The organism is Agromyces sp. Marseille-P2726 (genome assembly GCF_902809835.1).
Classification (GTDB): Bacteria; Actinomycetota; Actinomycetes; order Actinomycetales; family Microbacteriaceae; genus Agromyces.
This window is the reverse complement of sequence record NZ_CADDWM010000013.1, coordinates 16,425-40,850: the sequence shown is the minus strand read 5'-3', so window position 1 is coordinate 40,850 and position 24,426 is coordinate 16,425. Positions and strand designations below refer to the sequence as shown.

Annotated in this window: 26 protein-coding genes; 13 read left to right on the top strand and 13 right to left on the bottom strand. The window is 69.5% G+C overall.

Translation table 11 applies throughout. The features are described from left to right. Window positions 1-224 precede the first annotated feature (224 nt). Window positions 225-440, top strand: coding sequence for a dodecin (locus tag HUS56_RS08240; RefSeq protein WP_173922934.1), 216 nt, complete (start codon window positions 225-227; stop codon window positions 438-440). Window positions 441-550: 110 nt separating this feature from the next. Here the strand turns inward: HUS56_RS08240 and HUS56_RS08235 are convergent, their stop codons facing one another. After that, entirely contained in the window at window positions 551-733 is a 183-nt protein-coding gene (locus tag HUS56_RS08235) for a CsbD family protein (protein WP_173922933.1), read from the bottom strand. 104 nt (window positions 734-837) lie between these two features. Next, a complete protein-coding gene (locus tag HUS56_RS08230) occupies window positions 838-1,758 on the bottom strand; it encodes a LysR family transcriptional regulator ArgP (protein WP_173922932.1) in 921 nt (306 codons plus the stop codon). Between the two features lie 71 nt (window positions 1,759-1,829). On the opposite strand from HUS56_RS08230, the gene HUS56_RS08225 reads away from it, so the two are divergent. From HUS56_RS08225 to HUS56_RS08195, 7 genes are all read left to right on the top strand, one after another. Next, window positions 1,830-2,630 (top strand): LysE/ArgO family amino acid transporter, encoded by an 801-nt coding sequence (locus HUS56_RS08225; RefSeq protein WP_173922931.1) that lies wholly within the window; start codon window positions 1,830-1,832, stop codon window positions 2,628-2,630. Window positions 2,631-2,710: 80 nt separating this feature from the next. Continuing rightward, a complete protein-coding gene (locus tag HUS56_RS08220) occupies window positions 2,711-3,595 on the top strand; it encodes an ABC transporter ATP-binding protein (protein WP_173922930.1) in 885 nt (294 codons plus the stop codon). 2 nt (window positions 3,596-3,597) lie between these two features. Beyond that, complete coding sequence (locus HUS56_RS08215) at window positions 3,598-4,395, top strand: ABC transporter permease (RefSeq protein WP_173923157.1); 798 nt, start codon at window positions 3,598-3,600, stop codon at window positions 4,393-4,395. A gap of 58 nt (window positions 4,396-4,453) precedes the next feature. Beyond that, window positions 4,454-5,605 carry a sensor histidine kinase gene (locus HUS56_RS08210; protein WP_173922929.1) on the top strand — a complete coding sequence of 384 codons (1,152 nt, stop codon included), beginning with the start codon at window positions 4,454-4,456 and terminating at the stop codon, window positions 5,603-5,605. Then, window positions 5,602-6,228: a response regulator transcription factor gene (locus tag HUS56_RS08205; protein WP_173922928.1), complete on the top strand. Its 627-nt coding sequence runs from the start codon at window positions 5,602-5,604 to the stop codon at window positions 6,226-6,228. The genes HUS56_RS08210 and HUS56_RS08205 overlap by 4 nt, the downstream gene beginning before the upstream one ends. Window positions 6,229-6,289: 61 nt before the next feature. After that, the gene (locus HUS56_RS08200; protein WP_173922927.1) at window positions 6,290-6,691 is read left to right on the top strand and encodes an NUDIX hydrolase; all 402 of its coding nucleotides are present in this window, start codon (window positions 6,290-6,292) and stop codon (window positions 6,689-6,691) included. Between the two features lie 31 nt (window positions 6,692-6,722). Then, complete coding sequence (locus HUS56_RS08195; protein ID WP_254431360.1) at window positions 6,723-8,306, top strand: phosphatase PAP2 family protein; 1,584 nt, start codon at window positions 6,723-6,725, stop codon at window positions 8,304-8,306. Between the two features lie 76 nt (window positions 8,307-8,382). On the opposite strand, the gene HUS56_RS08190 is transcribed toward HUS56_RS08195, so the two are convergent. Further along, window positions 8,383-8,850, bottom strand: a complete 468-nt coding sequence (locus HUS56_RS08190) for a MarR family winged helix-turn-helix transcriptional regulator (RefSeq protein WP_173922926.1) — start codon at window positions 8,848-8,850, stop codon at window positions 8,383-8,385. A 93-nt stretch (window positions 8,851-8,943) separates the two neighbouring features. Between HUS56_RS08190 and HUS56_RS08185 the strand changes: the two genes are divergently transcribed. The 5 genes from HUS56_RS08185 (at window position 8,944) to menE (ending at window position 14,066) form a co-directional block, all read left to right on the top strand. Next, window positions 8,944-9,873 carry an SDR family NAD(P)-dependent oxidoreductase gene (locus tag HUS56_RS08185; protein WP_173922925.1) on the top strand — a complete coding sequence of 310 codons (930 nt, stop codon included), beginning with the start codon at window positions 8,944-8,946 and terminating at the stop codon, window positions 9,871-9,873. Window positions 9,874-9,889: 16 nt separating this feature from the next. Further along, window positions 9,890-10,777, top strand: coding sequence for an amidohydrolase family protein (locus HUS56_RS08180; RefSeq protein WP_173922924.1), 888 nt, complete (start codon window positions 9,890-9,892; stop codon window positions 10,775-10,777). Further along, window positions 10,774-11,970: an acyl-CoA dehydrogenase family protein gene (locus HUS56_RS08175; protein WP_173922923.1), complete on the top strand. Its 1,197-nt coding sequence runs from the start codon at window positions 10,774-10,776 to the stop codon at window positions 11,968-11,970. The genes HUS56_RS08180 and HUS56_RS08175 overlap by 4 nt, the downstream gene beginning before the upstream one ends. Before the next feature lie 28 nt (window positions 11,971-11,998). Then, a complete protein-coding gene (locus HUS56_RS08170; RefSeq protein WP_173922922.1) occupies window positions 11,999-12,451 on the top strand; it encodes a MaoC family dehydratase in 453 nt (150 codons plus the stop codon). Window positions 12,452-12,545: 94 nt separating this feature from the next. Beyond that, window positions 12,546-14,066, top strand: a complete 1,521-nt coding sequence (menE, locus tag HUS56_RS08165) for an o-succinylbenzoate--CoA ligase (RefSeq protein WP_173922921.1) — start codon at window positions 12,546-12,548, stop codon at window positions 14,064-14,066. Window positions 14,067-14,112: 46 nt separating this feature from the next. Here menE and HUS56_RS08160 read toward each other — a convergent pair whose 3' ends face one another. The 10 genes from HUS56_RS08160 to HUS56_RS08115 form a co-directional block, all read right to left on the bottom strand. Next, window positions 14,113-14,964 (bottom strand): PaaX family transcriptional regulator C-terminal domain-containing protein, encoded by an 852-nt coding sequence (locus tag HUS56_RS08160; protein ID WP_217423964.1) that lies wholly within the window; start codon window positions 14,962-14,964, stop codon window positions 14,113-14,115. Then, window positions 14,961-15,719 carry an ABC transporter ATP-binding protein gene (locus tag HUS56_RS08155; protein ID WP_254431381.1) on the bottom strand — a complete coding sequence of 253 codons (759 nt, stop codon included), beginning with the start codon at window positions 15,717-15,719 and terminating at the stop codon, window positions 14,961-14,963. The genes HUS56_RS08160 and HUS56_RS08155 overlap by 4 nt, the downstream gene beginning before the upstream one ends. Before the next feature lie 43 nt (window positions 15,720-15,762). After that, complete coding sequence (locus HUS56_RS08150) at window positions 15,763-16,587, bottom strand: ABC transporter permease (RefSeq protein WP_173922919.1); 825 nt, start codon at window positions 16,585-16,587, stop codon at window positions 15,763-15,765. Then, entirely contained in the window at window positions 16,584-17,351 is a 768-nt protein-coding gene (locus HUS56_RS08145; protein ID WP_254431359.1) for an ABC transporter permease, read from the bottom strand. The genes HUS56_RS08150 and HUS56_RS08145 overlap by 4 nt, the downstream gene beginning before the upstream one ends. A 217-nt stretch (window positions 17,352-17,568) precedes the next feature. Beyond that, window positions 17,569-18,552, bottom strand: a complete 984-nt coding sequence (locus tag HUS56_RS08140; RefSeq protein WP_173922917.1) for an ABC transporter substrate-binding protein — start codon at window positions 18,550-18,552, stop codon at window positions 17,569-17,571. Between the two features lie 272 nt (window positions 18,553-18,824). Continuing rightward, a complete protein-coding gene (locus HUS56_RS08135; RefSeq protein WP_173922916.1) occupies window positions 18,825-21,194 on the bottom strand; it encodes a DUF6351 family protein in 2,370 nt (789 codons plus the stop codon). Window positions 21,195-21,304: 110 nt separating this feature from the next. Beyond that, window positions 21,305-22,165 carry a PaaX family transcriptional regulator C-terminal domain-containing protein gene (locus HUS56_RS08130; protein ID WP_173922915.1) on the bottom strand — a complete coding sequence of 287 codons (861 nt, stop codon included), beginning with the start codon at window positions 22,163-22,165 and terminating at the stop codon, window positions 21,305-21,307. Window positions 22,166-22,244: 79 nt separating this feature from the next. Continuing rightward, window positions 22,245-23,456, bottom strand: a complete 1,212-nt coding sequence (locus HUS56_RS08125) for a UDP-N-acetylmuramate dehydrogenase (RefSeq protein WP_173922914.1) — start codon at window positions 23,454-23,456, stop codon at window positions 22,245-22,247. A 1-nt stretch (window position 23,457) separates the two neighbouring features. Further along, complete coding sequence (locus HUS56_RS08120) at window positions 23,458-23,898, bottom strand: MaoC family dehydratase (RefSeq protein WP_173922913.1); 441 nt, start codon at window positions 23,896-23,898, stop codon at window positions 23,458-23,460. Next, window positions 23,898-24,344, bottom strand: coding sequence for a MaoC family dehydratase N-terminal domain-containing protein (locus tag HUS56_RS08115; protein WP_173922912.1), 447 nt, complete (start codon window positions 24,342-24,344; stop codon window positions 23,898-23,900). The genes HUS56_RS08120 and HUS56_RS08115 overlap by 1 nt, the downstream gene beginning before the upstream one ends. Window positions 24,345-24,426 lie beyond the last annotated feature (82 nt).

The window sequence follows — 24,426 nt, the reverse complement described above, 5'->3', positions numbered from 1 at the left end:
GCTGTGTTCATCCTCCTTGATTCCCATCGCCATCCCGAACGTCTCGGGGCGCGTCATCGCGGCTTGCTGTCCCGGTCGGGTGACCCCTTCATGTTAAGCGTTACTGAACAAGGAGTCCAGTGTTGTTCAGTGTCGAGGGCGGAGCAGGCATACCCTGCAATCGGGTCGTGGGGTAACGTCGGCACAGCGGGGACGACGGCGTCCCCGCGCCGGAGGAGGGTCGGATGAGCAACCACACCTATCGCGTCACCGAGATCGTCGGTACGTCGCCCGACAGCACCGACACCGCGATCCGCAATGGCGTCGCGCGCGCCGCCGCGACCATTCGGAACATGGACTGGTTCGAGGTGGTCTCGGTGCGAGGAGAGCTCGAGGACGGTGCCGTCGCCCACTTCCAGGTCACGCTGAAGATCGGGTTCAAGATCGAGGATCCCGATTAGCCGACGCGCATGAGGAACGCCCGCCACCGGGAGGTCCCCCTCCCCGGCCGGCGGGCGTTCGTCCGTGAGCCCCCGCAGGGGCGGCGCGAATCAGCCGATTCGCGAGCCGGTCAGCGCTTGTCGTCGCTGAGTGCGTCCTTCACGTCTTCGACCTTGTTCTTCATGTCGGCCTTGGCTTGATCGATCTTGCCCTCGGTCTCCATGCGCTTGTCGTCCGTGGCGTCGCCCCAGGCTTCCTTCGCCTTGCCCTTGAGGTCTTCGCCAGTGTTCTCCATGCGGTCTCCGACACCCATGATCGGACTCCTTCCCGAGTGGGGGCGGTCTGCCCTTTCCTGATTCCAGTGAACGTCGCGTATGCCGCTGACGTGCAGGGGGTTGCCCGATTCCGAGAGAGACGCTAGGCGTCGGATTCCTGCTGCACGTGCGGGTTCCGCAGCGCTCGACGGGCCTCGACCGCGAGCTCGTGGGCGATCGCGTCGAGGAGCGGCGAGCGCAGGTTCCACTGCTGCCAGTACAGTGGCACGTCGATCGGTGCACCGCCGATACGCACGAGTTCACCGCGCTCGAGCTCGGCGTCGCACTGGAACCCGGGAAGCATTCCCCAGCCCAACCCGAGCTTGATCGCGGCGGCGAAGTCGTTCGACGCCGGAACGTAGTGACGAGGCGGAAGGTCGGGGTCGACGCCGCGGGCGACGAGGTGGTCACGCTGCAGGTCGTCGCGACGGTCGAAGTCCACGACCGGCGCGCCGGCGAGGCCTTCGCGGCCGTCGCCGTGGTCGAGCCGCCAGTGACGGGCGAACGCCGGCGCCGCGACCGCCTGGTAGCGCATGAGCCCGAGCGGGCGGACGAGACATCCGGCCACCGCCGCCGCCTGCGAGGTGACGGCGCCCATCACGGTGCCCGACTCGAGGAATCCCGCCGTGAAATCCTGGTCGTCGCGGTGCAGGTCGAAGACGATCGGATGCCGCTCCGACACGCGCGCGAGCGCGGGCAGGAACCAGGTCGCGAGCGAGTCGGCGTTCACCGCCAAGGCGATGGAGACGCGACGATCTGACGGCGCGTCGACGCCGAACTCCATGAGCGCGTCGTGCTCGAGCAGCGCCAGCTGACGCGCGAGACGGACGACGGCGGTTCCGGCATCCGTTGCTCGAACCGGCTTGCTGCGCACGAGCAGTACGCGTCCGAGCTGGTGCTCCAGCGCCTTGATGCGCTGGGAGACCGCCGACGGCGTGAGTCGCAGTCGACGGGCAGCTGCGTCGAGCGTGCCCTCGTCGATGACGACGGCGAGCGTGCGGGCGAGGTCGAACGGAATTTCCATCTGCAGCCATGCTAATGGGAATGAAGAATCTTGAGCTGGATTGCAGGATCGGGCGCTCGTAGGGTGAACGCGTGCCACTCACCGTCGTCGTCGCGGGCCTCGGGCTCGGGTTCTCGCTGATCATCGCGATCGGCGCGCAGAACCTGTTCGTGCTGCGCCAGGGCCTGCGTCGCGAGCACGTCTTCGCCGTCGCCGCAATCTGCGCGCTGAGCGATCTGGCGCTCATCGTCGTGGGGGTCTCGGGGATCGGTGCGGTGCTGCAGGCGGTGCCCTGGCTCGTCGAGGTGGTGCGTTGGGCAGGAGCGGCGTTCCTCGTGATCTACGGGCTTCTCGCGGCCCGACGCGCGATCCGGCCGACGGGTGCGGCGCTCGTCGGAGCTGCCGGCCGGGGAGATGGGGGTTCGGGGTCTCGAGACGCGTCGCCTTCGGCGGCGCTCCTCGACCAGCAGAAGTCGCCGTCGGCGTCGCTCCTCGACCAGCAGAAGTCGCCTTCGGCGTCGCTCCTCGACCAGCAGAAGTCGCCTTCGGCGGCGCTCCTCGACCAGCAGAAGTCGCCTTCGGCGGCGCTCCTCGACCAGCGATCATCGCTCGGGGCGGCCATCGCAACGTGTCTCGCACTCACCTGGCTCAATCCGCACGTGTACCTCGACACGGTGTTCCTGCTCGGATCGGTGGCGAGCACGCACGGCGACCAACGATGGGCCTTCGCGCTCGGCGCCGGTGCCGCGAGCCTCCTCTGGTTCTTCGGCCTGGCGTACGGCGCACGGCTGCTCGGCGGCCTCCTCGGCAGCCCGCGCGCGTGGCGGATCCTCGACGGCGGGATCGCCGTCGTCATGATCGCGCTCGGCGTCTCGCTGGTGCTTCCGCACTGACGCATCCACCGATCGGTGGAGGGCGGAAATCCGACGATCCACGGCTGCCGCCCCGGCGCCGGCGCTGCCACGGTGGAATCATGACGACGAACGACGTGGCCGTCAGCGTGCGGAACCTCCGCAAGACCTACGGCCCCACCACTGCAGTCGATGACGTGAGCTTCGAGATCCGGCACGGTGAGACCTTCGCCCTGCTCGGACCGAACGGAGCCGGCAAGTCGACGACGATCGAGATCCTCGAGGGATACCGCACTCGCACGAGCGGCGCGGTGAGCGTGCTCGGCACGGACCCCGCCAAGGGCGGCCTGGACTGGAAGGCCCGGCTCGGCATCGTACTCCAGTCGACGGGCGAGACCGGACTCCTCACGGTCGCCGAGCTGCTCGCGCACTTCGCCGGCTTCTACCCCGACCCGCGCGATGTCGACGAGGTCATCACCGCCGTCGGGCTTCAACCCCAGGCGAAGACGCGCATCGCGAAGCTCTCGGGCGGACAGCAACGACGCGTCGACGTGGCGCTCGGCATCGTCGGACGGCCCGAGCTGTTGTTCCTCGACGAGCCCACCACCGGGTTCGACCCTGAGGCACGGCAGCACTTCTGGCAGCTCATCCGCCGCCTGAAAGCCGAGGGAACCACCATCCTGCTGACGACGCACTACCTCGAGGAGGCGGCACAGCTCGCCGATCGAGCCGGAGTGATCGCAGGCGGCAGGCTGGTGGCGATGGGCGGCGTCCACGAGATCGGCGGCTCCGAGGCCAGGGTTCCCGTCGTTCGCTGGCGGGACGCCTCGGGATTCGTCCACGAGCGTCGCAGTGACGAGCCCGGCCGGCTCGTGGCATCCGTCGTCGCCGAACTCGGCCGTGAACCCGACGGGCTCGAGGTGATCCGCCCGAGCCTCGAAGACGTCTACCTGCAGCTCGTACGCAGCGTCGATCCCGCTGCCGAATCCGAGGAGGTGCTCGCGTGAGCATGCTGACGCTCGGTGCATCGCGCATCGGCTACGAAACCAAGACCTACTTCCGTTCCCCCGACACGCTGTTCTTCACGTTCGCGTTCCCGTTCGTGATGCTCGCGATCTTCAGTGCGGCGTTCAGCGCTTCGGGTGAGATCGGCCCGCCCGGGTCGCAGATCTCGGTCGGCGCGTACTACCTGCCGGCCATGATCGCGGCCGGCATCCTGCTTTCGGGCGTCCAGAACCTCGCGGTCGACATCGCGATGGAGAAGAGCAACGGCACCCTGAAGCGGCTCGGCGGCACTCCGCTGTCACCGATCAGCTACTTCCTGGGCAAGATCGGCCAGGTGTTCGTGACGGGCGTGCTGCAGGTCGGCCTGCTGATCCTCGCCGGCTGGCTCGTGCTCGGCATCCAGCTGCCGACCGAGCCCGAGAAGTGGCTGACGTTCGCATGGGTGTTCGTGCTGGGCCTCGTCACGAGCGCGCTCGTCGGGATCGCCCTCTCAGCCGTTCCCCGCAGCGGCAAGAGCGCGACCGCCGTGGTGATCCCGATCGTGCTGCTCCTGCAGTTCATCTCGGGCGTGTACCTGCAGTGGAACATGCTTCCCGAGTGGCTGCAGAACTTCGCGAGCCTCTTCCCGCTGAAGTGGATCGCCCAGGGCATGCGGTACGTGTTCCTGCCCGATGGGTGGGAGGTGCTCGAACAGAACGAGTCGTGGAACCTCCCGGGCGTCGCGATCGCCCTCGCGATCTGGCTGGTCATCGGCCTGGTGCTGAGCCGGCTCACCTTCCGCTGGATCCGGCGGGATGCCTGAGCGGCGAGCCTCGGGCCCGGCGACGAGCTGACGCGGCATCCGGTGCGAGAGTAGTGCCATGGTGAACGTGCGATGGTGGGATGCCGCGGTCATCGGCATCGCAGTGGTCGCCGGCGGGATGCTCGCCATCGATCCGCCCTACGGCGTGACGGACTACGGCGCATGGGTGTCGATCGCCGCGCTGCTCGTGCTCTACGCGCTGCTCGGGCGGCGGCTCGTTCGCCGCCCGAGCACCCCGCTCGATCTCGTCCATGCGGCGGCGCTCGCCGTCATCGTCGGGATCGGGATCTCGTTCGAGCCGTTCCTCTCGTTCCTGCAGGCGCTCGCCTACCCGCTGGTGTGGGTGGCCGCGGCCGGGATGCGCACCGCGATCATCTCCAACGTGATGGTCGCGGTCGGCGTGTTCGTGGGCTACTGGGCGTGGGGCGACTTCCTGAACATCCTGGTCGCAGCGGCCATCGCGGTGCTCTCACTCGCGTTCAGCCTGGCGCTGGGCCTCTGGATCACGCGGATCGAGGAGTACGGCCAAGAGCGCGCCCGACTGCTCGCCGAGCTCGAGGCGGCCCAGGACGAGCTCGCGTCGATGCACCGGGATGCCGGCGTCACCAGCGAACGTGAGCGGCTCGCCCGCGAGATCCACGACACGCTCGCGCAGAGCCTCACCGGGCTCGTGCTGCTCGCCCAACGAGCCGCCCGCGAGATCGAACCGACGGATGCCGCGACCGAGACGATCGCGCTCATCGAGCAGACCGCCCGCGAGGCGCTCGGCGAGTCGCGTGCGCTCGTCGCGGCCAACGCGCCCGTGCGCGTCGAGTCCGATCTCGAGGACGCGCTCGTCCGGCTCGGCGAGCGCTTCGAGCGCGAGACCGGGGTGCGCGTTATCACGGAGGTCGACGAGCTGCCGCTCGACCGCGACCTGCAGGTCGTGCTGCTGCGCTGCACGCAGGAGGCGCTCGCGAACGTCCGCAAGCACTCGCAGGCGGCATCCGCCCGGGTGAAGGTCGCGGCGCGCGAGGGCGAGGTGGAGCTCACCGTGACCGATGACGGCATCGGCCCGGCGGGTGCCGACGAGGACTCGGGATTCGGGGTGAGCGGCATGCGGGAGCGCCTCGCCCTCGTCGGGGGACGATTGCGCCTCGAGCCCGGCGAGACGAAGGGCACCGTGCTGCGGGCGACCGTGCCGATGAGGCAGAAGGAGCTCGGAGCATGATCCGTGTCCTCGTGGCCGACGACCACCCCATCGTCCGTTCCGGCATCGTGGGGCTCCTGTCGGCAGCGGAAGACATCGAGGTCGTCGGCGAGGCTGCCGACGGCGTGGCGGCGGTACGGCTGGCGGTCGAGCTGGAGCCCGACCTGGTGCTCATGGACCTCCGGATGCCGGGCCTCGACGGCGCCGAGGCGACTGCGCGGATCCTCGAGGATCGACCGCAGGCGAAGGTGCTCATCCTCACGACCTACGAGACCGACGAGCACATCCTCGGCGCGATCGAGGCCGGAGCCTCCGGGTACCTGCTGAAGGCGGCACCCGAGGACGAGATCCTGGCGGGCGTGCGCTCGGTGGTCGCCGGCGAGACGGTGCTTGCGCCGTCGATCGCGGCGAAGCTGGTGTCGCGGGTGCGGCAGGGCGCCGCATCCGACACGCCCTCGCTGTCGCCGCGCGAGCGCGAGGTGCTGCGACTCGTGGCCGAGGGTCGTTCGAACCCCGAGATCGCCCGCGATCTCTTCATCGGCGAGGCCACCGTCAAGACACACCTGCTGCACGTCTTCGAGAAGCTCGAGGTCGGCGACCGCACGCGCGCCGTCACGCGAGCCATGGAGCTCGGGCTGCTCTGAGGGCACGCGGTCTCCGACCGAATCGCCTGAGCCTGCGCCACCTGCCGGTTACGCTCGCACCATGCGACGCATTCAGGCCGCCGGCGCGGTCGTGACGGATGCCGCGGGCCGCGTGCTGCTCGTCCTGCGCGGCCACGAGCCGCAGAGCGGGCGCTGGTCGATCCCGGGCGGACGGGTCGAGCCCGGCGAGACGCACGCACAGGCGGCCGCCCGTGAGGTGCTCGAGGAGACCGGGCTCACCGTTCGCGTGGTGCGCGAACTCGGGGTGGTCGAGCTGCCGTCGACCGACGGCACGGTGTTCGAGGCGCACGACTTCCTGGCCGAGGTCGTCTCGGGCGAGCTCCGCGCGGCCGACGACGCTGCCGACGCCCGGTGGTTCGCCCCCGACGAGCTTCCCACCCTGTCGCTGACCGTCGGCCTGCTCGACTGGCTGCGCCGATTCGGCGTCACCGCAACCCCGTGACGCAGCCGATCGCCGGGCCTACGCTGACGGCGTGGCCCTGACGAATCTGCGCGTCGCCGTGCGACGCACCCGGATCCTTCCGCGCTGGGTACGACGAGCGGATGCCGCGACCGGCCGGTTCGTGAACCGGCGGCACACGCATCCCATGGTCGACCGCTTCTGGTCGCAGCTCACGAGCTTCGCCGACCGCGGCGTGCTGTGGTGGACGCTCGCCGGCGTGCTGATCGTGACGCGGAGGCGACGCGCAGGCGTGCGTGGGCTCGCGTCGCTGCTCGGCGCGAGCGCGCTCACGAACCTCATCGCCAAGCAGGTGTTCGGTGGCGATCGCCCGCTCCTGGCGGATGTGCCGATCGGGCGGCGACTGCCGAAGCCGCCGATCACGCCCTCGTTCCCCTCGGGGCACTCCGCGAGTGCTGCGGCGTTCGCCGCGGGAGTGGCGCTCGAGCGCCCGAAGATCGGCGCGGCGATCGCGCCGGTTGCGCTCGGGGTCGGATACTCCCGCCTGCACGTCGGCGCGCACTGGCTCTCGGACGTGGTCGGGGGCCTCGCGCTCGGCGTCGGTGTCGCGGGGATCAGCGCGGTCGTCGTGCCGCCGCATCCCGACGAGCCCGAGTTGCCGCCGCCGACCGGCGACGACCGGGCGTTGCCCGCCTCGACCGAGGGCGAGGGCGTGTTCATCGTCGTGAACCGGTCGTCGGGCACGAGCGTCGTGCGCGCCGATCCGCTGCGCGTCATCTCCGATCGCCTGCCGCTCGCGGAGGTGCGGGTGCTCGACGCCGACGACGATCCGAGAGCCGCGGTGCGAGCGGCGCTCGCCCGGCCCGAGCCACCGAGGGTGATCGGCGTGTGCGGTGGCGACGGGTCGGTCTCGACCGTCGCCCACCTGGCGCGGCAGGCGGGACTCCCCCTGCTCGTCGTGCCCGGCGGCACGTTCAACCACTTCGCACGCTCGGCGGGCGCGGCATCCGTCGATCTCGCGATCGATGCGCTGCAACGCGGCGAGGGCGTGCGAACGGATGTCGCAGAGCTCACCTTCGGGGACGGCGATCCGATCACCGTGCTGAACACCGCCTCGGTCGGCGTCTACGCCGACTTCGTCGTCCGACGCGAACAGCTCGAGGGCCGCTGGGGCAAGTGGATCGCCGGGATCATCGCGGCGTGGCGCGTGCTGCGGCGGTCGGAGCCGGTGACCGTCGTGGTCGACGGCCGTCGCGCACGCGTCTGGTCGCTGTTCGTCGGCGTCGGACCCAACGATCCAGGCACCGCGGCTCCGCTGCAGCGACGCCGGCTCGACGGCGGCGTGCTCGACGTGCGCGTACTGCATGCCGGATCGAGGGTGCGCGCGGCGGCGTCGCTGGCGTTCGGGCGGCGCACGAGCGCCGTGCTCCGGTGGCTCCGGCTGCTCCCGCAGCGCATCGACATGTTCACCGCCACGTCGCTCGACGTGATCGTCCGCCCGCGGCAGGGGCAGTCGCCCGGGTTCGCTCACGCCGGCGAGGTGGCGCTCGAGGCGTCGTCCGAGGCATCCGCCGACCACCCCGGTCCGGGCTACCGCACGAGGATCACCATCGAGCCGGCCGCGCTCGACGTCTACCGGCCGGCGATGTCGCGCTGACCGCCCCGGCCATGTTCGCCTGACGGAGGTGCGAACGGTTGGCGCCACTCGCAACCCGGGACCCGGGAGGTGGGACTCAGGTCTCGGGAAAGGCCAAGACCCTGAGCAGTGCGGCGAGCGTCTGCCGCTGGTCGGGCGTGAGCTGCCGGGGCACCTGCTCCTCGGCGGCCCGTGCGGACCCACGCGCCACCGAGGCGAGGCGACGACCGGCATCCGTCGCGACGACGACGTTGGCTCGCCGGTCGGCAGGATCCGTACGGCGCTCCACCAGGCCGCGAGATTGCAGGTCATCGACCAGACTCACCACCTGACTGGGGTCGAGCCGGAGGAACTCGGCGATCTCGCGCTGTGAGGGACGCGCATCACCGGTCGTGAGCACCAGCACCGAGTAGGACCTGGCCTTCAGGCCGTGGACGGCGAGCGCGGCATTCCCTGCGGCGAGGGAGATCGCGTTGGCCCGCGCGAGGAGGAAGCTCAGGTCGTCGGTCAAAGCCGGCGCGGGCGACGCCGGGGCGGGAACGACGGCGTCGGTGGGCTTCGGCATGGCGTCGATGGTAGCCGATTCCGTGGACGAAATAAATGATTGACAATTTCAATGGAATTCCTCTTCAATGGGTGGGGACAGAAGGAGTCACGCATGTCATTGCAGGGCAAAGTCGCCATCGTCACCGGTTCCGGGCGCGGCCTCGGTCTCGCCTACGCGCAGGAGCTCGCGCGTCGCGGCGCCGCGGTGGTCGTGAACGATGTCGACCCCGACATGGCCGCCGAGGCCGTCGCGTCCATCCAGGCCGGGGGTGGCAGGGCCGTTGCGGTGGTCGCGCCCGTCGGCCCCACCGCGACCGCGCAGCAGCTCGTGCAGGCCGCCCTCGACGCCTACGGCCGTCTCGACATCCTCGTCACCAACGCCGGCGTCCTCCGTGACACCGTCTTGTGGAAGATGAGCGACGACGACTTCGACACCGTCATCGACGTTCACCTCCGCGGCACCTTCACCTGCGTTCGCGAAGCGGTGTCGCACATGCGCGCGTCCGGCGAGGGCGGCCGCATCATCTGCATCGGCTCCCCCACGGGCCAGCGGGGCAACTTCGGGCAGACGAACTACGCGGCTGCCAAGGCCGGCATCGTCGGCATGGTGCGCACCTGGGCCATGGAATTGAAGCGTGCGGGCATCACCGCCAACGCGGTCATCCCGGTCGCCGCGACCGTCATGACCGCGACCGTGCCGTACTTCGCCGCGGCGGTCGAGGCCGAGGAGCGAGGTGAGCCGATGCCCGACTTCTTCCGGCACGACCTCGGCTTCGGCACCTCCGAAGACGTCGCGGGCCTCGTCGCCTACCTCGCCTCCGACGCGGCAGCGAACGTCACCGGCCAGGCGATCGGCGTCGGCGGCGACCGCATCCAGCTGTGGTCGCACCCCGTTCCCGTCGCCACCGCGTACCACGCGGGCGGATGGTCGTACGAGGCACTCGAGACCGGCTTCGCCGAGGCGGTCGGCGAACTGCAGTCGGTGGGCGAGGACTTCCCGCCCCTGCCCGAGGAGCTGCAGCGCCCCGCACCGGCGCGGTGAGTCGAGCCGTCCGCCCATGAGCCGCTACGAACCCGCAATCGACCTCGACGCGATCACCGCCATCGACGTCCACGTTCACGTCGAGGTCGATCGCCACGGCAACGCATCGCTGCCGCCCGATCTCGTCGAGGCGGCGTCGAAGTACTTCAGCACCGACGGACCGCGTCCCGACCTCGACTCCATCGCGGAGTACTACCGCGAGCGGCGGATGGCGGCGGTCGTGTTCACCGTCGACGCGCAGACGCAGCTCGCGCATCCGGCGTTGTCGAGCGCCGACATCGCCGAGGGCGCCGCGCGCAACAACGACGCGCTGATCCCGTTCGGCTCGGTCGACCCGAACCGCGGCCCCGAGGCGGTCGACCTCGCACGGCGACTCATCGAGGATCACGGCGTTCGCGGTTTCAAGTTCCATCCCACCGTGCAGGGGTTCGACCCGTCCGACGAGGCGCACCGGCCGCTCTACGAGCTGCTGCAGGACGCGGGAATGGTGGCACTGTTCCACACCGGCCAGACGGGCATCGGCGCGGGTCTGCCCGGGGGCCGCGGCCTGCTCCTCGGCCTGTCGAACCCCATGCTCCTCGATCCGGTGGCCGCTCACTTCCCCGACCTGCAGATCATCATGGCGCACCCGTCGGTTCCGTGGCAGGACGAGGCGCTCTCCATCGCGACGCACAAGCGCAACACGTGGATCGACCTGTCGGGGTGGAGTCCGAAGTACTTCCCGGCCGAACTGATCCGCCACGCGAATTCGATCCTGAAGCGGCGCGTCCTGTTCGGGTCGGACTTCCCCCTGTTGACCCCCGAGCGTTGGATGCGCGACGTCGAGCAGACCTCTCTGAAGCCCGAGGTCATGCCCGCGATCTTGAAGGACAACGCCGCGCGCCTGCTGGGGCTCCGGCAGTGAGCACGCCGACGCTGACGGCCGACCCCACGTTCGGCCTCGATCCGTACGGCTTCGCCCAGACGCACCTGAGCGACCCGGCGCGCGCCGCCCTCGGTCGCCTGCAGGCCGTGCTCGACCGCGACATCCGGCCGATGCTCGACGAGGCCTGGGAGACTGCGTCGATGCCCGCCGAGATCCTCGAGGCGCTCATCTCCCTCGACCTGATGCGGCCCGTCGGCGTCGACGCGTCCGAAGCGACGTCGAGCATGTTCTCGGGCTTCCGCAATTACGTCCTGGCCCGTACCGACGTGTCGGTCGCGACGCTCTACAACGCGCAGTCCGGGCTGTTCCGGTCGACGGTCGCACTCGGCGGCTCGCCGGCTCAGGCCACCGAGCTCGATCCGCGCATCGCTTCGTTCGGGTTGCGCGGGGTGTTCGCGCTGACCGAGCCCGAACACGGCTCCGACATCGCCCGGGGACTCGCCACGACGGCCAGGCGCGACGGGGATGCCTGGATCCTCGACGGTGCGAAGAAGTGGATCGGCGGTGCGGCGGCATCCGAGGTCCTCGCGGTCTTCGCACGCGACGTCGACGACGATGCGGTCAAGGCGTTCCTCGTCCCCACCGACGGACGCGGCGTCACCGTCGAGGCAATCGGCGGCAAGGTCTCCCTGAGGCCGATGCAGAACGCGATGATCCGACTCGACGGCGTGCGCGTACCCGAGGAATCGCGCCTCCAGCGCGTGAACGGATGGCACGACGTGTCGCGCATCCTGCGCGCCATGCGCTCCGATGTCGCGTGGATCGCGGCCGGGCTCCAGGCCGGAGCGCTGGAGGCGGCCGTGCGGTACGTGCGCGAGCGCCGGCAGTTCGGAAGGCCGCTGGCCGCCTTCCAGCTGGTGCAGGAGAAGATCGCCCGAATGCTCGGCAACTCCACGTCATCGCTCGGCCTGGTCGTGCAGTTGTCACTGCGGCAGGACGGGGGCGAATGGGCCGACGAGAACTCGGCCCTCGCCAAGATGCAGACGGCCCGGCTGGCGCGCGAGACCGTGGCACTCGCCCGCGAGGTGCTCGGCGGCAACGGCATCCTGCTCGAGCACGAGGTCGCCCGGTTCTTCACCGACGCCGAAGCCGTGTACTCGTACGAGGGCACCCATGAGATCAACTCCCTGATCGTCGGTCGGGCCGTCACCGGCTCGTCCGCGTTCACCTGAATCGCTCACTCCACCGAAAGGCAGCATCATGACCACCACCGTCGCGTACGACGACGTCGCCGGCCTCGGCGGCACCGACCTCGGCTGGACCGAATGGCTGGAGGTCACGCAGGACCGCGTGAACCGCTTCGCCGACGCCACCGACGACCACCAGTGGATCCATGTCGACCCCGAGAGAGCGGCCGGCGGACCGTTCGGCGGACCCATCGCGCACGGGTATCTCTCCCTCTCGCTCACCGTGAAGTTCTGGTCCGAGCTGTTCGACGTCACCGGCGTCAGCACGCGCGTCAACTACGGCCTGGACAAGGTGCGGTTCGTCTCGCCGGTCAAGGTCGGCGCCCGGGTGCGCATGAACGCGGTCATCGACGAGGTCACCGAGGTGCGCGGCGGCTACCAGTTCGCGGTCGACCAGACCATCGAGATCGAGGGCGCCGACAAGCCGGCGGTCGTCGCCCGCGGCCTCTACCGCTTCTACGCGTGACGGGGGCGGCGTGGGCCCGGCACCGATGCCGCCCCCGCAGGCCCTTCCCACCAGTTCCCTCCCTCGACCCCTCGACGATGAGGAGACCCCAACGATGCACAACCACGGACTCGGCTCGTGGATGGCCAAGCGCCGGCTCAAGACGCCCGACGCGCGCGCGCTCGTGTTCGACGAGGAGGTGATGACGTACCGCGAACTGGCCGACGCTGCCGACCGGGTCTCCGCGCTGCTCTGGCGGCGTGGCATCCGGAAGGGCGACACCGTCGCGTACCTCGGCGAGAACAGCCCGCAGTTCATCCAGGTGATGTTCGGCTCCATGCAGCTCGGTGCAGTGTTCGTTCCCGTGAACACGCGGCTCGCCCCACCCGAGATCGCGCACGTCCTTCACGATTCGGGAGCGCGGGTGCTCATCCACGACGGCGAATTCGCTGAGCGGATCGCCGCCGTCGTCGACGAGGGCGCCATCGCCCATCACATCGAGACCGGCGAGGGCTCGGTCGAGCGACCGGGACTGGCCCGGTTGCTCCGGAGCACCCGAGCCGGCCACGCCGACGCCGAGGTCGCGCTCGATGACCCGGCGGCGATCATCTACACCTCGGGAACGACGGGCAAGGCCAAGGGAGCCGTTCTCACGCACGGAAACCTCACCTGGGTGGCGGTGAACTGCATCGTCGACTACGACGTCACCTCGACCGACGTCGCCCTCATGATCTCGCCGCTGTTCCACGTCGCGTCACTGGGCATGGGCGCCCTCCCGGTGATCCTCAAGGGCGCCACCATGGTGCTCGAGAAGGGCTTCGAGCCCCGACGGGCCCTCGCGCAGATCGAGCGTCACGGCATCACGATGCTCTCGGGAGTGCCGACGACGTACCAGCTCATGGCCGACCATCCCGACTGGGCAAGCACCGACCTCTCGAGCCTGCGGACGCTGACCTGCGGCGGCTCGGCGGTACCCACCCGCATCCTCAACGCGTACGAGGAGCGCGGGCTGTCGTTCACGCAGGGGTACGGGATGACCGAGACCTCGCCGGGCGCGACCTCGCTCTCACCGGGCATGACCCGAGTGAAGCAGGGCAGCGTAGGCCTGCCGCACTTCTTCACCGACATCCGCATCGCCGACGAGAACGGTGCGATGGTGCCTCGTGGAACCGTCGGCGAGATCGAGATCTCAGGTCCCAACGTGTTCCATGGCTACCACGCGAACCCGGACGCCACTGCAGCGGCCTTCACGACCGACGGCTGGTTCCGCTCCGGCGACCTCGGTTACCTCGACCCCGACGGGTATCTCTTCATCGCCGATCGACTCAAGGACATGATCATCTCGGGCGGCGAGAACATCTATCCCGCCGAGGTCGAGAACCTCATCGCCGACATCGAGGGCGTGACGGGTGTCGCCGTCTTCGGAGTGCCCGACGATCGCTGGGGCGAGGTGCCGTGGGCCGCGATCACGGTACGCGACGGGGCATCCGTGGACACCGACGCGGTGCGCTCGCACCTGGAGGGGAGGCTGGCGCGCTACAAGCTGCCCAAGCACGTCGAGGTCGTCCACGAGCTGCCGCGCACCGCATCCGGCAAGGTGCGGAAGGCCGACCTGCGGGCGCGATTCGGAGGCTGAACGTCGCCGGTCGGGTCCGCGGCGAGCCGATGAACGCCGCGCCCGTTCAGCCGACGAGGCGAGCGAACTCCCGAACGGCCGGGAAGGCGAGCTCGCGGTGCCGCGTCGTGTAGACCTCGGTGGACCGATCAGCCGGCCAATCGCCTCCCATGTACTGCCGGGGAAGTCGGGGGTCGACGCGAAGGAGCGCGAGCCAGTCGGCGACGAGCAGGGTCCGTGCGGTCAGCGGCGGGAGGTCGGACGTCTCGTGATCCCGATCCCAATGGGCGATGAACTCGTGGTGGGCGGCACGGATGCGCTCGACGTCCCACGCCACCCGGACGACCTCTGCCATGGGGAAGCCGTCGAGCTCCGACGCGGAGAACGCGCTCACCGACCCCGGCGGAAGGTCGGGCACCGCCGCGTCCAGCACGGACACCAGGTCGACCGCTCCGGGTGCGATCCACAGCCCGTCGCGCAGCAGGGCGAAGCCCGACCAGGTGAGTGCGGCGCGCAGGCGGTGGCGGAGCGTGCGCATGTCCTCGGGGACCGAGAACGTCACGAGCGTCCATCCCTCACCCTGCGGATCGAACGGAGCCGGGCCGTTGACGCGCCTCGAGGCGTCGCGCAGCACCTCGTTGCCGTGCGGTGTGAGCTCGAAGGCGATCTCGCGTCCGAGGCGCCGTCGTTCGAGCATGCCGCTGTGGACCATGCGATCGAGGTTCGTCCGCACGGCCGACGCCGCCACGCCGGCGCCCTCGAGAACGCCGAGCAGCACGCCGGCGCGCAACGGCTCGAAGTATCGGTCGCAGACGTACTCGCCGAAGAAGGCGAGCAGGAGCTGCCGTGGCTTCCGTGTCAGCACGGATGCCTCGGCAGACGCGCCGCCGAGCGCGATCAGCTCCGTCGTGGCCGTCACGCAGCCGTGGCCCCCGGCCGAACCGCTTCGCCCCGCTTGGCGCGCTGGATCTGCTCGTAGACGTGCGTCCGCAGTTCGGTGAACCGGGGCAGCGCACGCGTCGTGATCTGGTCTCGCTCCGCGGCAAGGTCGATCGCGAGGTCCTCCTGCACCCAGGTGGGCGACTTCGAGAGCACGATGACGCGTTCGCCCAGGTACACGGATTCGTCGATGTCGTGGGTCACGAAGAGGATCGACATGCCGCGCTCCCGGTGCAGGGCCCGCACGAGGTCCTCCAGGTCGGCACGCGTCTGGGCGTCCACCGCGGCGAACGGCTCGTCCATGATGAGCACCTCGGGCTGGTACGCCACCGCACGGGCGATCGCCACGCGCTGCTGCATGCCTCCCGAGAGCTGCCACGGGTAGCTCTTCGCGGAGTGCTCGAGACCGACCGCAACGAGGGCGTCGTCGATGAGTCGGTCCCGTTCCGCGCGCGAGAGCTTCTTGTGCTTGAGCGGGAGCTCCACGTTCCCTCGTACGGTGAGCCAGGGGTACAGGCTCCGACCGTACTCCTGGAACACCAAGGCCATGCTCGGCGGCGGTGCGACGACAGCCTTGCCGTCGAGCTGGACGCGGCCCGCGGTCGGCTTGAGGAGCCCCGCGATGCACTTGAGGAGCGTCGTCTTGCCGCACCCGGATGGCCCCACGATGCACACGAGCTCTCCCGGCTCCATCTCGAAGCTGATATCGCCGATCGCCTCGACGTTGCCCGTCATCGACTCGTAGACCTTCTTCAGGTGCTCGACCTTCAGCAGCGTGTCAGGCACGCTCCACCTCCTTGATTCCGTGGTACCAGCGCAGTACCCGCCGCTCGACGAACCCGAAGATCACCGCGAGCAGCACGCCGATGAGACCGAGGAGCAGGATGCCGCTCCACATCTCGGCGATGAGGTAGTTCCGCTGGAAATAGACGATGCGATAGCCGAGCCCCGACGAGGAGTAGAACATCTCGGAGATGACCATGAGGATCAGTGCGATCGACAGGGACTGCCGTGTGCCGGCCATGATCCTCGGGCTCGCGGCGGGCAGCACCAGGTAGCGGATGCGCTCCCACGGTGTGAGCGCGAAGGAGTGCGCCGTCTCGGTCATCACGCTGTCGGTGGACCGCACGCCGTCGATCGTGTTGAGCAGGACGGGCCACACCGATCCGGCTACGATCACCGTGATCTTCATGCTGTCGGTCGGGCCGAGCAGCACCGCGACGATCGGGATGAGAACGGGCGGCGGGATCGCCCGGAAGAACTCGAGCATCGGCTCGAGCAGTTCCCGCAACCACCGCACGAGTCCGATCAGGGTGCCGGCGACGACGCCGAGGACGACCGAGAGCACGATGCCGACGGCGAGGCGGCCGAGGCTGGGCAGGACGTCCGTCACGAACGCCGGTCCGACCCAGGTGTCGACGAAGGCGTCGAAGATGATGAGGGGACTCGGGAAGAACGCGGCCGGCGACGCAGAAGCCCAGACGCCCCAGATCACCAGGAGCAGGATGGGCAGGCCGATGGCGTAGCCGAGGTTCTCGCCGAACCTCGCCCATGCACGGGCCGTGGAGCGGGGCACGACGATGGTGCTGGTGTGCAGGGTCACAGGACCTCATCCCCCCGGACCGATTGGTGCCACGACAGCGACCGGCGCTCGATGAAGCGGAAGACGAGGTTGACGAGCAGCCCGAGCAGTCCGGTCGTGATCACCAGCGCGTAGACCTGCACGTAGTCTCCAGCGGACTGGGCGAAGATGATCGCACGGCCCAGGCCCGGGTTGCCGATGAACATCTCGGCCGTCACGGCGAGGATCAGCGCGACCGTCGCCGCGAGGCGGATCCCCGTCATGAGATAGGGCAGCGCCGTGGGGAAGACCAGGTGCACGATGCGCGAGCCCCGCGAGAGGCCGAAGCTGCGGGCGGTGTCGCGAGCGACGGCATCGACGTCGGCGACACCGTAGAGCACCTGGACGAAGACCTGCCAGAAGCTCGCGAACACGATGATGAGCAGCGCGGCCTGCGGTTGGATGCCGAACATCAGGATGGCGAGCGGGATCAGCGCGACCGAGGGGATCGGGCGGAGGAACTCGACCGTCGTGTGCGTGGCACGGCGGAGGAACGGCACGAGTCCGATGATCGTGCCGAGCACGGTCGCGAGCACCGTCGCGATGGCGAGACCGATCGCCCACGTGGTCATCGTGCGGCCGATGTTGCGCCAGAACTCGAGGTCGCGCAGGTCCTCGGCCAAGCGTCCGAGTGTGTCGGTCGCGGTCGGGAAGAATCGCGGGTCGAGGATGCCGAGTGTCGGGATGAGTTGCCAGGTGAGGAGGAAACCGAGGATCCCCGCGACGCCGAGCAGCACCTTTCGCATCGTTCGCCGTCGGCGCGCCCTTCGGAGACGGCCTTGGGCGGCGCCGGCGGGCGGCGGCGGCTCGGGCGACGGAGCGTGCCCGAGCGCGCCCGAGTCAACGGGGGTGGCAGCTGATTGCATGGTTCTCTTCCGTGCGACGGGGGCGGTGGGATGCCTCGAGCCGAGACATCCCACCCCCACTTGTCGGTGCTCGCGTGCGCTCAGTGACCTCGAGGGGTCACTGCTGCTGGACGAGCCGGTCGAAATCGGGCTCGGCGTCGAGCACGCCGAATTCGACGGCGAGCGCGGCGAGTTCCTCGAGGTCCGACACCTTGATCTCCGAGGTGAACGTCGGCAGCGTGATACCCGCTGCCGCCTCCTCGGGGATCTCCATGTTGGTGGCGATGGCCGCGCGGACCGCCTCCTCGTTGCCCATGGCCCAGTCGAGTGCTTCGGCCATCGCAGCAGCGAAGTCCGAGACCAGTTCGGCATCGGAATCCATGAGCTCCCGGGTGGTGATCGTCGTCAGCACGGTGAGCCCTGGGATGGTGGCCTGGTACGGGTGCACCACGAGGTTGCCGCCGCCGTTCACGATGTTCGACATGAAGGGGTCGGGAACCCACGCGGCGTCGATGTTACCGGCTTCGAGCTGCGCCTGCGCGTCGGGGAATGCGACCTCGACGAACTGGATGGTCGTCGGGTCGCCACCGGCGTCCTGCACGGCCTTCATGATCGTCACGTCTCCCGCGGCGCCGATGCTGTTCACGGCCACGCGCTTGCCGGCGAGGTCGGCCGGACCGGTGATGCCGGAGTCGGCGAGGGAGACGACGGCGTTCACATCCTTGCCCTCGGCGAGGCTGTCGGCGTAGTCGCCGATGATGACCACGCCGAGATCCTGCACGTCGGCGCGGAACGGTCCGAACGGCTGCCCGATGGCGAACTCGATGTCGCCGCTCAGAAGCGCTGGGATCGCCTGGGCGCCGCCCTGGGCGGGAACCACCTCGACTTCGATGCCGTGGTCCTCGAAGATCCCCTCGTCGATCGCCGCCCACAGTGCGCCGGTCTCGGCGATGGGAAGCGCGGCGACGCGGACCGAGCGGAGTTCGCCGGAGTCGGCGGTCTCGGTCGGGGCAGAGGTCGTGGCGGCACCGGAATCGGTGCAACCGCTCAGGGCGAGCATGGCCGCAGCACCGAGTGCGACTGCGGTAAGAGCCTTCTTCATTGACTGGCCTCTCTTCGGGAATGCGGGCGGGAGTTCAACGAGGCCGGCGCAGTCGGGTGACGGAGGTCGCCCAGCGGGTCGCGCGCCGCTGCGTTGACGAGTTCATCGTCTTGTACTCTGATCGCCATTGTCAAGCGTTTCATGACGCCCGTCACAAAAGGATGCAATATCGTCACCATGCCCGTCTCCGCCGGATACACGTATCCGCCGCGGGCGCACGCTCGTGGGAACTCCACACCGTGCCCCCGCGACGGACAGCGTCGCAGCACCGGTCAGGGCTTGCCTGTGCTCACCACCTTGTTGGTCGGGTCGGACATCAGCGTCCTGCTGACGTAGCCGTCAGCGGACACCGTGGCACGCACCTGGATCCTGACACCGATGAGGTCTGGCGTCGGCGCGAACGTCGCGTCGACGGCTCCCTCGATCGGCGTCCCGCCGGCAACCCACTGGTAGGCGACTTCAGCGCCGTCGGGGACGTCGATCCGAGCGGTGAGGGCCTCACCGACCCTCGGCTTCCCCTCGACGACCGGAGCCGAGGCATCCACCCGTTCGGTCGCGCCGAAGTCGAGCCAGGTGCCCTCGAGCTCGGTGACGCCCTGGGGGCGCTGCGACCAGTCGCAGACGCCGGTCGGGAAGACGGCCGACAGGCGGTTCCACTGCTCATCGGTCATCGCGGGATAGTCGCCGCGCACGGGCTCGGTCAGCTCGCACTTCATCCCATCGGCGATGAGCGGCATCCCCGCCTCCGCCCGCGGCTGCGAGTGGAACGGATACAGCTGGTTGCACGTCGTCGACGGATCGTCGTAGTCGAGCACCTCCGGGATGAAGGCCATCTGGGCGTCGAAGCACCCGTCGACGAGGTTCGCCGGGCGAGCCTCGACGGTGCGCGCACGGTCACCCGGGCCGCCGGCAGCCTCGATGGCGTCGAGCCAGTCCTCGAGCTGGTCGAGGGCCGCCACCCGCATCTGCGTGGTGTTCGCGCCGATGTTCGCCCCCGTCCAGCTGACGTGGGTGTCCGCGTTCCCGTGTGCGTCCAGCATCCGCTCGCGGATGATCGCGGAGCGATACCGCTCGTGGAAATCGCCCGTCGGATCCGTGTAGTTGCGGATCTCGATGACCGGGATCCATTCGAGCCCGCCCGTCATCATGTTGATCCGACCGGTGGCATACGCCCGCTCGATCGCCTCGAGACTGGCTTCGGATCGTTCGGCGGTGCGGACGCCATCGACGTCCATACCGCCGACACGCTCGTTGAGCGACACGAACTGCTCGACCCCGATCTCACCGCTTCGCACGGCGTTCAGGCCGTACTGGATACCGACGTTGTCGGGCTCGACGCGAAGGCCACGGCCCTCGGCATCCGTGCCGTACACGTTCTTGACCATGTCTGCGATCGTGCAGCGCAGCCCGTCGGGGTTGGTCGGCGACCAGCGGTCGGCGACAGGGATCGCGGCCGCGCAGCCGCGGTTGGGGTCGTCCACGCCGTCGAAGAACGTGAAGCCGTTGCACGTTCCAGGTGTCGCGTGCCCGGTGACCGCGACCTTCTGGGCATTCGTCCACCCAGCGCCGGCCGCCGAGTTCCAGTAGTTCAGCAGGGCGCGGCAGTCATGCCCGCCGATGGTGGTCGAGCGCTCGTCGGGATAGCCGATCTCTCCGAGCACGCCGTCGATGATGCCCGGGTAGTTGTTCGCCAGGAGCAACTGCTGCATCGTGCCGGCAGAACCACCCGAGCCGATGGTGTAGGTCACGGGCCCGAGCTGCTCGATCAGGTGCTCCTTGACCATCATCGCGGTCTCGGCGCTCGTGACGTCGTTGCAGTTCTGGGCGTAGACGTTCAACGTGGCGGAAGCCACGGCGTAGCCACGGCTGAGCAGAAGGTCGTTCTGCACGCCGCCGGTGCTCGTACCCTGCCAGTACCCGACGCCGCACGCGCCGCCGAAGGTGTAGGCGAGCTTGCCGTTCCACCCGGGAGGGCTCTGCCAGGGCGCGGGTTCGGGTGATCCGGGCTCGTGGAGCATCGCCGTCTCGTAGACCGCGCGGTTGATCGTGCCCCGCTCGATCCGTACCACGTACGGCACGGTGACACCGTCGACGGTGGTGCTGGCGACGTTGGCTGGGGTCGAGCCGTCGGTCGGGTAGTTCGCGAACTGGCCACTCGTCGTGCGGTAGCGGTAGCTCACGACGGGGTTCTCGACATGGCAGTCCTCATCGACCGGGCCGAGGTTCCACGGCGCATTCGACGCCGTACAGTACATCGGATGCTGGGGGCCCGAGAACACCGGTCCGGTGATCGGGTGGTTCTCGACCTCGAGCTCGGCCTGCACCTGTCCGTTCTTCTTCGTCACCTGGATCGCACTCGCTCCGAGCGGTAGATCCTCCACCAACCCGACGAGCCCGTCGCCGAGTGATCGGAAGCCATCCGTCACATCCACTCCGGCCGCGAGGACTCGGAAGTCACTTCTCGCGCCGGTCACGGAGATGAGGGCGTCTCCACCCGAGACCGTGTCGGAGCGCCCCGACAGCACCTCGATCGTCACCGGCTGCGCGGCCTGGCTGGCCATCGGCATCAGCAGCCCTGCGATGAGTGCGCCACCCGTGGCGAGCACCCCCATCGCGACTGGGCCTGTCCTCGAACTCTTCATTGAATCCTCCGTCGACGTCGTCGTCACCGGACGGAGCGTCCTTGCCACCGCCCTTGCCACAGAGTAGAACTCCGAGTAACGATCGTCAATGAAAAGTCCACTCAAGGTCCTCATTCCACCAACCGGCGTGCGGTGACCAGCCGCGAGAGCTCCTCGGCGATGCCTCCCACGTGTTCCCGCAGGCGCGCCTCCGCGGCATCGCCGAGCTCGTTGTACCGGTGCGCCCACGCACGCCGGGCGGCCACCCGGGGCCAGCCCGACGGAAGGAGCTCGGAGGGCATTCCGGTATCGAGAATGCGAAACGCCTGCCAGCGGAGCATCAGGCGCGTGCGTTCCGCGAAGGCCTCGGTCGCGCTCAGCGAGGGAACCGCGAGGTCGAGCGCGTCAGCGAATTCGCGATACTGTTCGGCGACGGCGTCGAGGTCCCACGCCGTCTGGGGCCCACCTTCGATCGAAGTATGCAGGCTGGCGCGCATCGAGGTGACGTCCTTGACGTCCAGTTCGCGCAGCTGCGCCATCGCCTCCCATGCCCGGTCGCCGGGCGAGATCCACAGGCCGTCGTACAGCGGCGCGAATCCGAGCCACCTGAGGCGCGAGCGGGCGAGGTGGCGCGTGGCGCGCTGCGACTCGGGGATCGAGAATGCCAGCACGCTCCAGAATCCGTCCCAAGGGGACTCCTCCACGCCGAATGAGTCGAGCCACTCGGCCTCTTCGTCGACGATCCCGACGGCCCGCTGGGTGAGTCGGTGCACCGTCCGCCGGCCGGCGCGATCGACCGTCAGCAGCCCGGTTCGCGTCATGCGAGTCAAGGTCGCTCTCGCGGCCGGTTCCTTCACACCCAGGTCTGCGAGCGCGGCGACGAGCGCCCCGGTCGGCATCGGCTCCTCCACGTGCCACCAGTAGTCGCCGAAGATCGTCAGCACCTGCCGAACCGGCGATACACGGCGGATGCCGTCGTCGGCGAGCCTCATGTGCACCATATTGGCAGCAGCGGCGAGCGTGCGGCACGCTCGAGCGACCCGGGACCTATGCGAGGCAAACTGAGGCCGCCTAGAGCTCCACGCCGATGAGCACCGGCTCGGGCTGCAGCACGATACCGAACTCCGCGCTCACCCGGCTCTGCACGAAGCGCGCGAGCTGCGCGACCTCCTCGGCGGTCGCGCCTCCGCGGTTCGTGAGCGCGAGCGTGTGCTTCGTCGAGATGGCGGCGCGCGACCCGGGCAGTGCGAACCCGCGGCGGATGCCCGACTGTTCGATCAACCACGCGGCCGAGAGCTTCACGAGCGGCTCGGTCACCGCGGCATCCGTCGCCGTCTCGGATGCCGCGAGGGAGTCCTCGAGCGCGCGGAACTGCTCGAGCGGGGACTCGTCGAGCCCGCCGTCGAGCGGGATGACCTCGTCGGGTGCCTCCTCCTCGACGTACCAGCGCGGGGCATCGCCCGGAAGCGTGCGCGCGACACGCTCGGTCACGATCGGATTGGTGAAGAACGAACCGGCGCTCACGGAGTCCTGGTCGGCCGAATCGAGCACCATGCCCTTCGACGCCCGGAGGGCCAGCACGGCCTCACGCACCCGCGAGATCGGCACGCGATCGCCGAGGTCGACACGGAGGGCGTCGGCCAGCTGCGGGTACGCGATCGGCCGGCCCAGCGCCTCGCCGAGCACCGCACGCTCGACGGCGGTGTCGTGCAGGTCGAACTCGGCCGCGACGACGATGCCGCGCAGGCCCCGCTTCAGCACCGATGTGCGGTAGCCGAGCTCGAGCTCGTCGGCGGTCATGCGCCGCGGGGCATCCGCTCCCTCGTCGAGGAAGTCGATCGCGACGAGGGTCGACGACAGCTCCTGCCCATAGGCGCCGATGTTCTGCACGGGCGCGGCGCCCACCGAACCGGGGATGCCCGACAGTGCCTCGAAGCCCGAGTAGCCCTGCTCGATCGTCCAGGCGACGAGGTCGTCCCAGTTCTCGCCTGCCTGCACGCGGACGCGCACGGCGCCGCCCTGAGCCGGTCGAAGGGACGCCGCGGCGCCGTCGCTCGACACCACCTCGATGCCGCGGTTCGCAGCCCGGATCACCGTGCCGTCGAACCCGGAGTCGCCGACGAGCAGGTTCGAGCCGCCGCCGAGCACGAGCCACGGCTCCCCGCCGTACCACGCCTCGCCGGCGAGCTCGACGAGGTCGCGATCCGTCGTCGCGGTGGCCAGTCGACGGATCGGGCCGCCGACGTGCAGCGTCGTGAGCTCGGAGAAGGACGTCTCTGCCATGTCAGCCGAGCGACACCCGAACCTGTGCCTTGCCGAGCACCGTCTGGTCGTCGAACGTCACGGTGAGGTCGACGCGTGCCACCCGGGCGTCGGCGTCGAGCTGGCCGATCTTGGCGACGACCAAGACGACGGCCCCCGCCTCGGGGTCGACGACGACCGGGCGCGTGAAGCGCACCTGGTAGTCGGCGACGCGCCCGGGGTCGCCGGCCCAGTCGACGACGGGCTGCACGGCCAAGCCCATCGTGAGCATGCCGTGTGCGAGCACGCCGGGCAGTCCCACCTCGCGTGCGACGTCGTCGCGGTAGTGGATGGGGTTGAAGTCGCCGGATGCCCCGGCGTACCGCACGAGCGAGTCGCGAGTCAGCTCGAACGACCGCTCGGCGACGAGGTCGCCGACCTCGAGCGCATCGAACGACGGAACGGAGGCGGATGCCGCGGCCATCAGTCCTCCCCTCGCACGACGAGGGTGGAGACCGCGGTCACGACGTGGGCACCCGAGGCATCCGTCACCGACGACTCGGCCGTCACCATCGAGTGCGCCCCGAGCGTCTTCACGCTCGAGACCGTGAGGGTCGCCGTGAGCAGGTCGCCGGCCACGATCGGACGTGACGACGTGAATCGCTGGTCGCCGTGCACGACCCGCGAGAAGTCGATGCCCGCGTCGGGTTCGGCGAGCAGCTGCGCGAGCGTCTTCTCCTGCATGACCACGGCGAACGTGGGGGGCGCCACGACGTCGTCGTAGCCGGCTGCGCGGGCTGCCTCGGGGTCGAGGTTCAGCGGGTTCGTCGCGAAGACCGCGCGGGCGAACTCTCGCACCTTCTCACGGCCGACGAGGTAGGGCTCGGTGGGCGGGAACACCCGCCCCTGCAGCTCGGGATTCACAGGCACCCGGCCAGTCTATGCGCGGCCCGGTGGTCGAGTAGCGCCGCCGCAGGCGACACCCGGTGGTCGAGTAGCGCCGCCGCCGCCG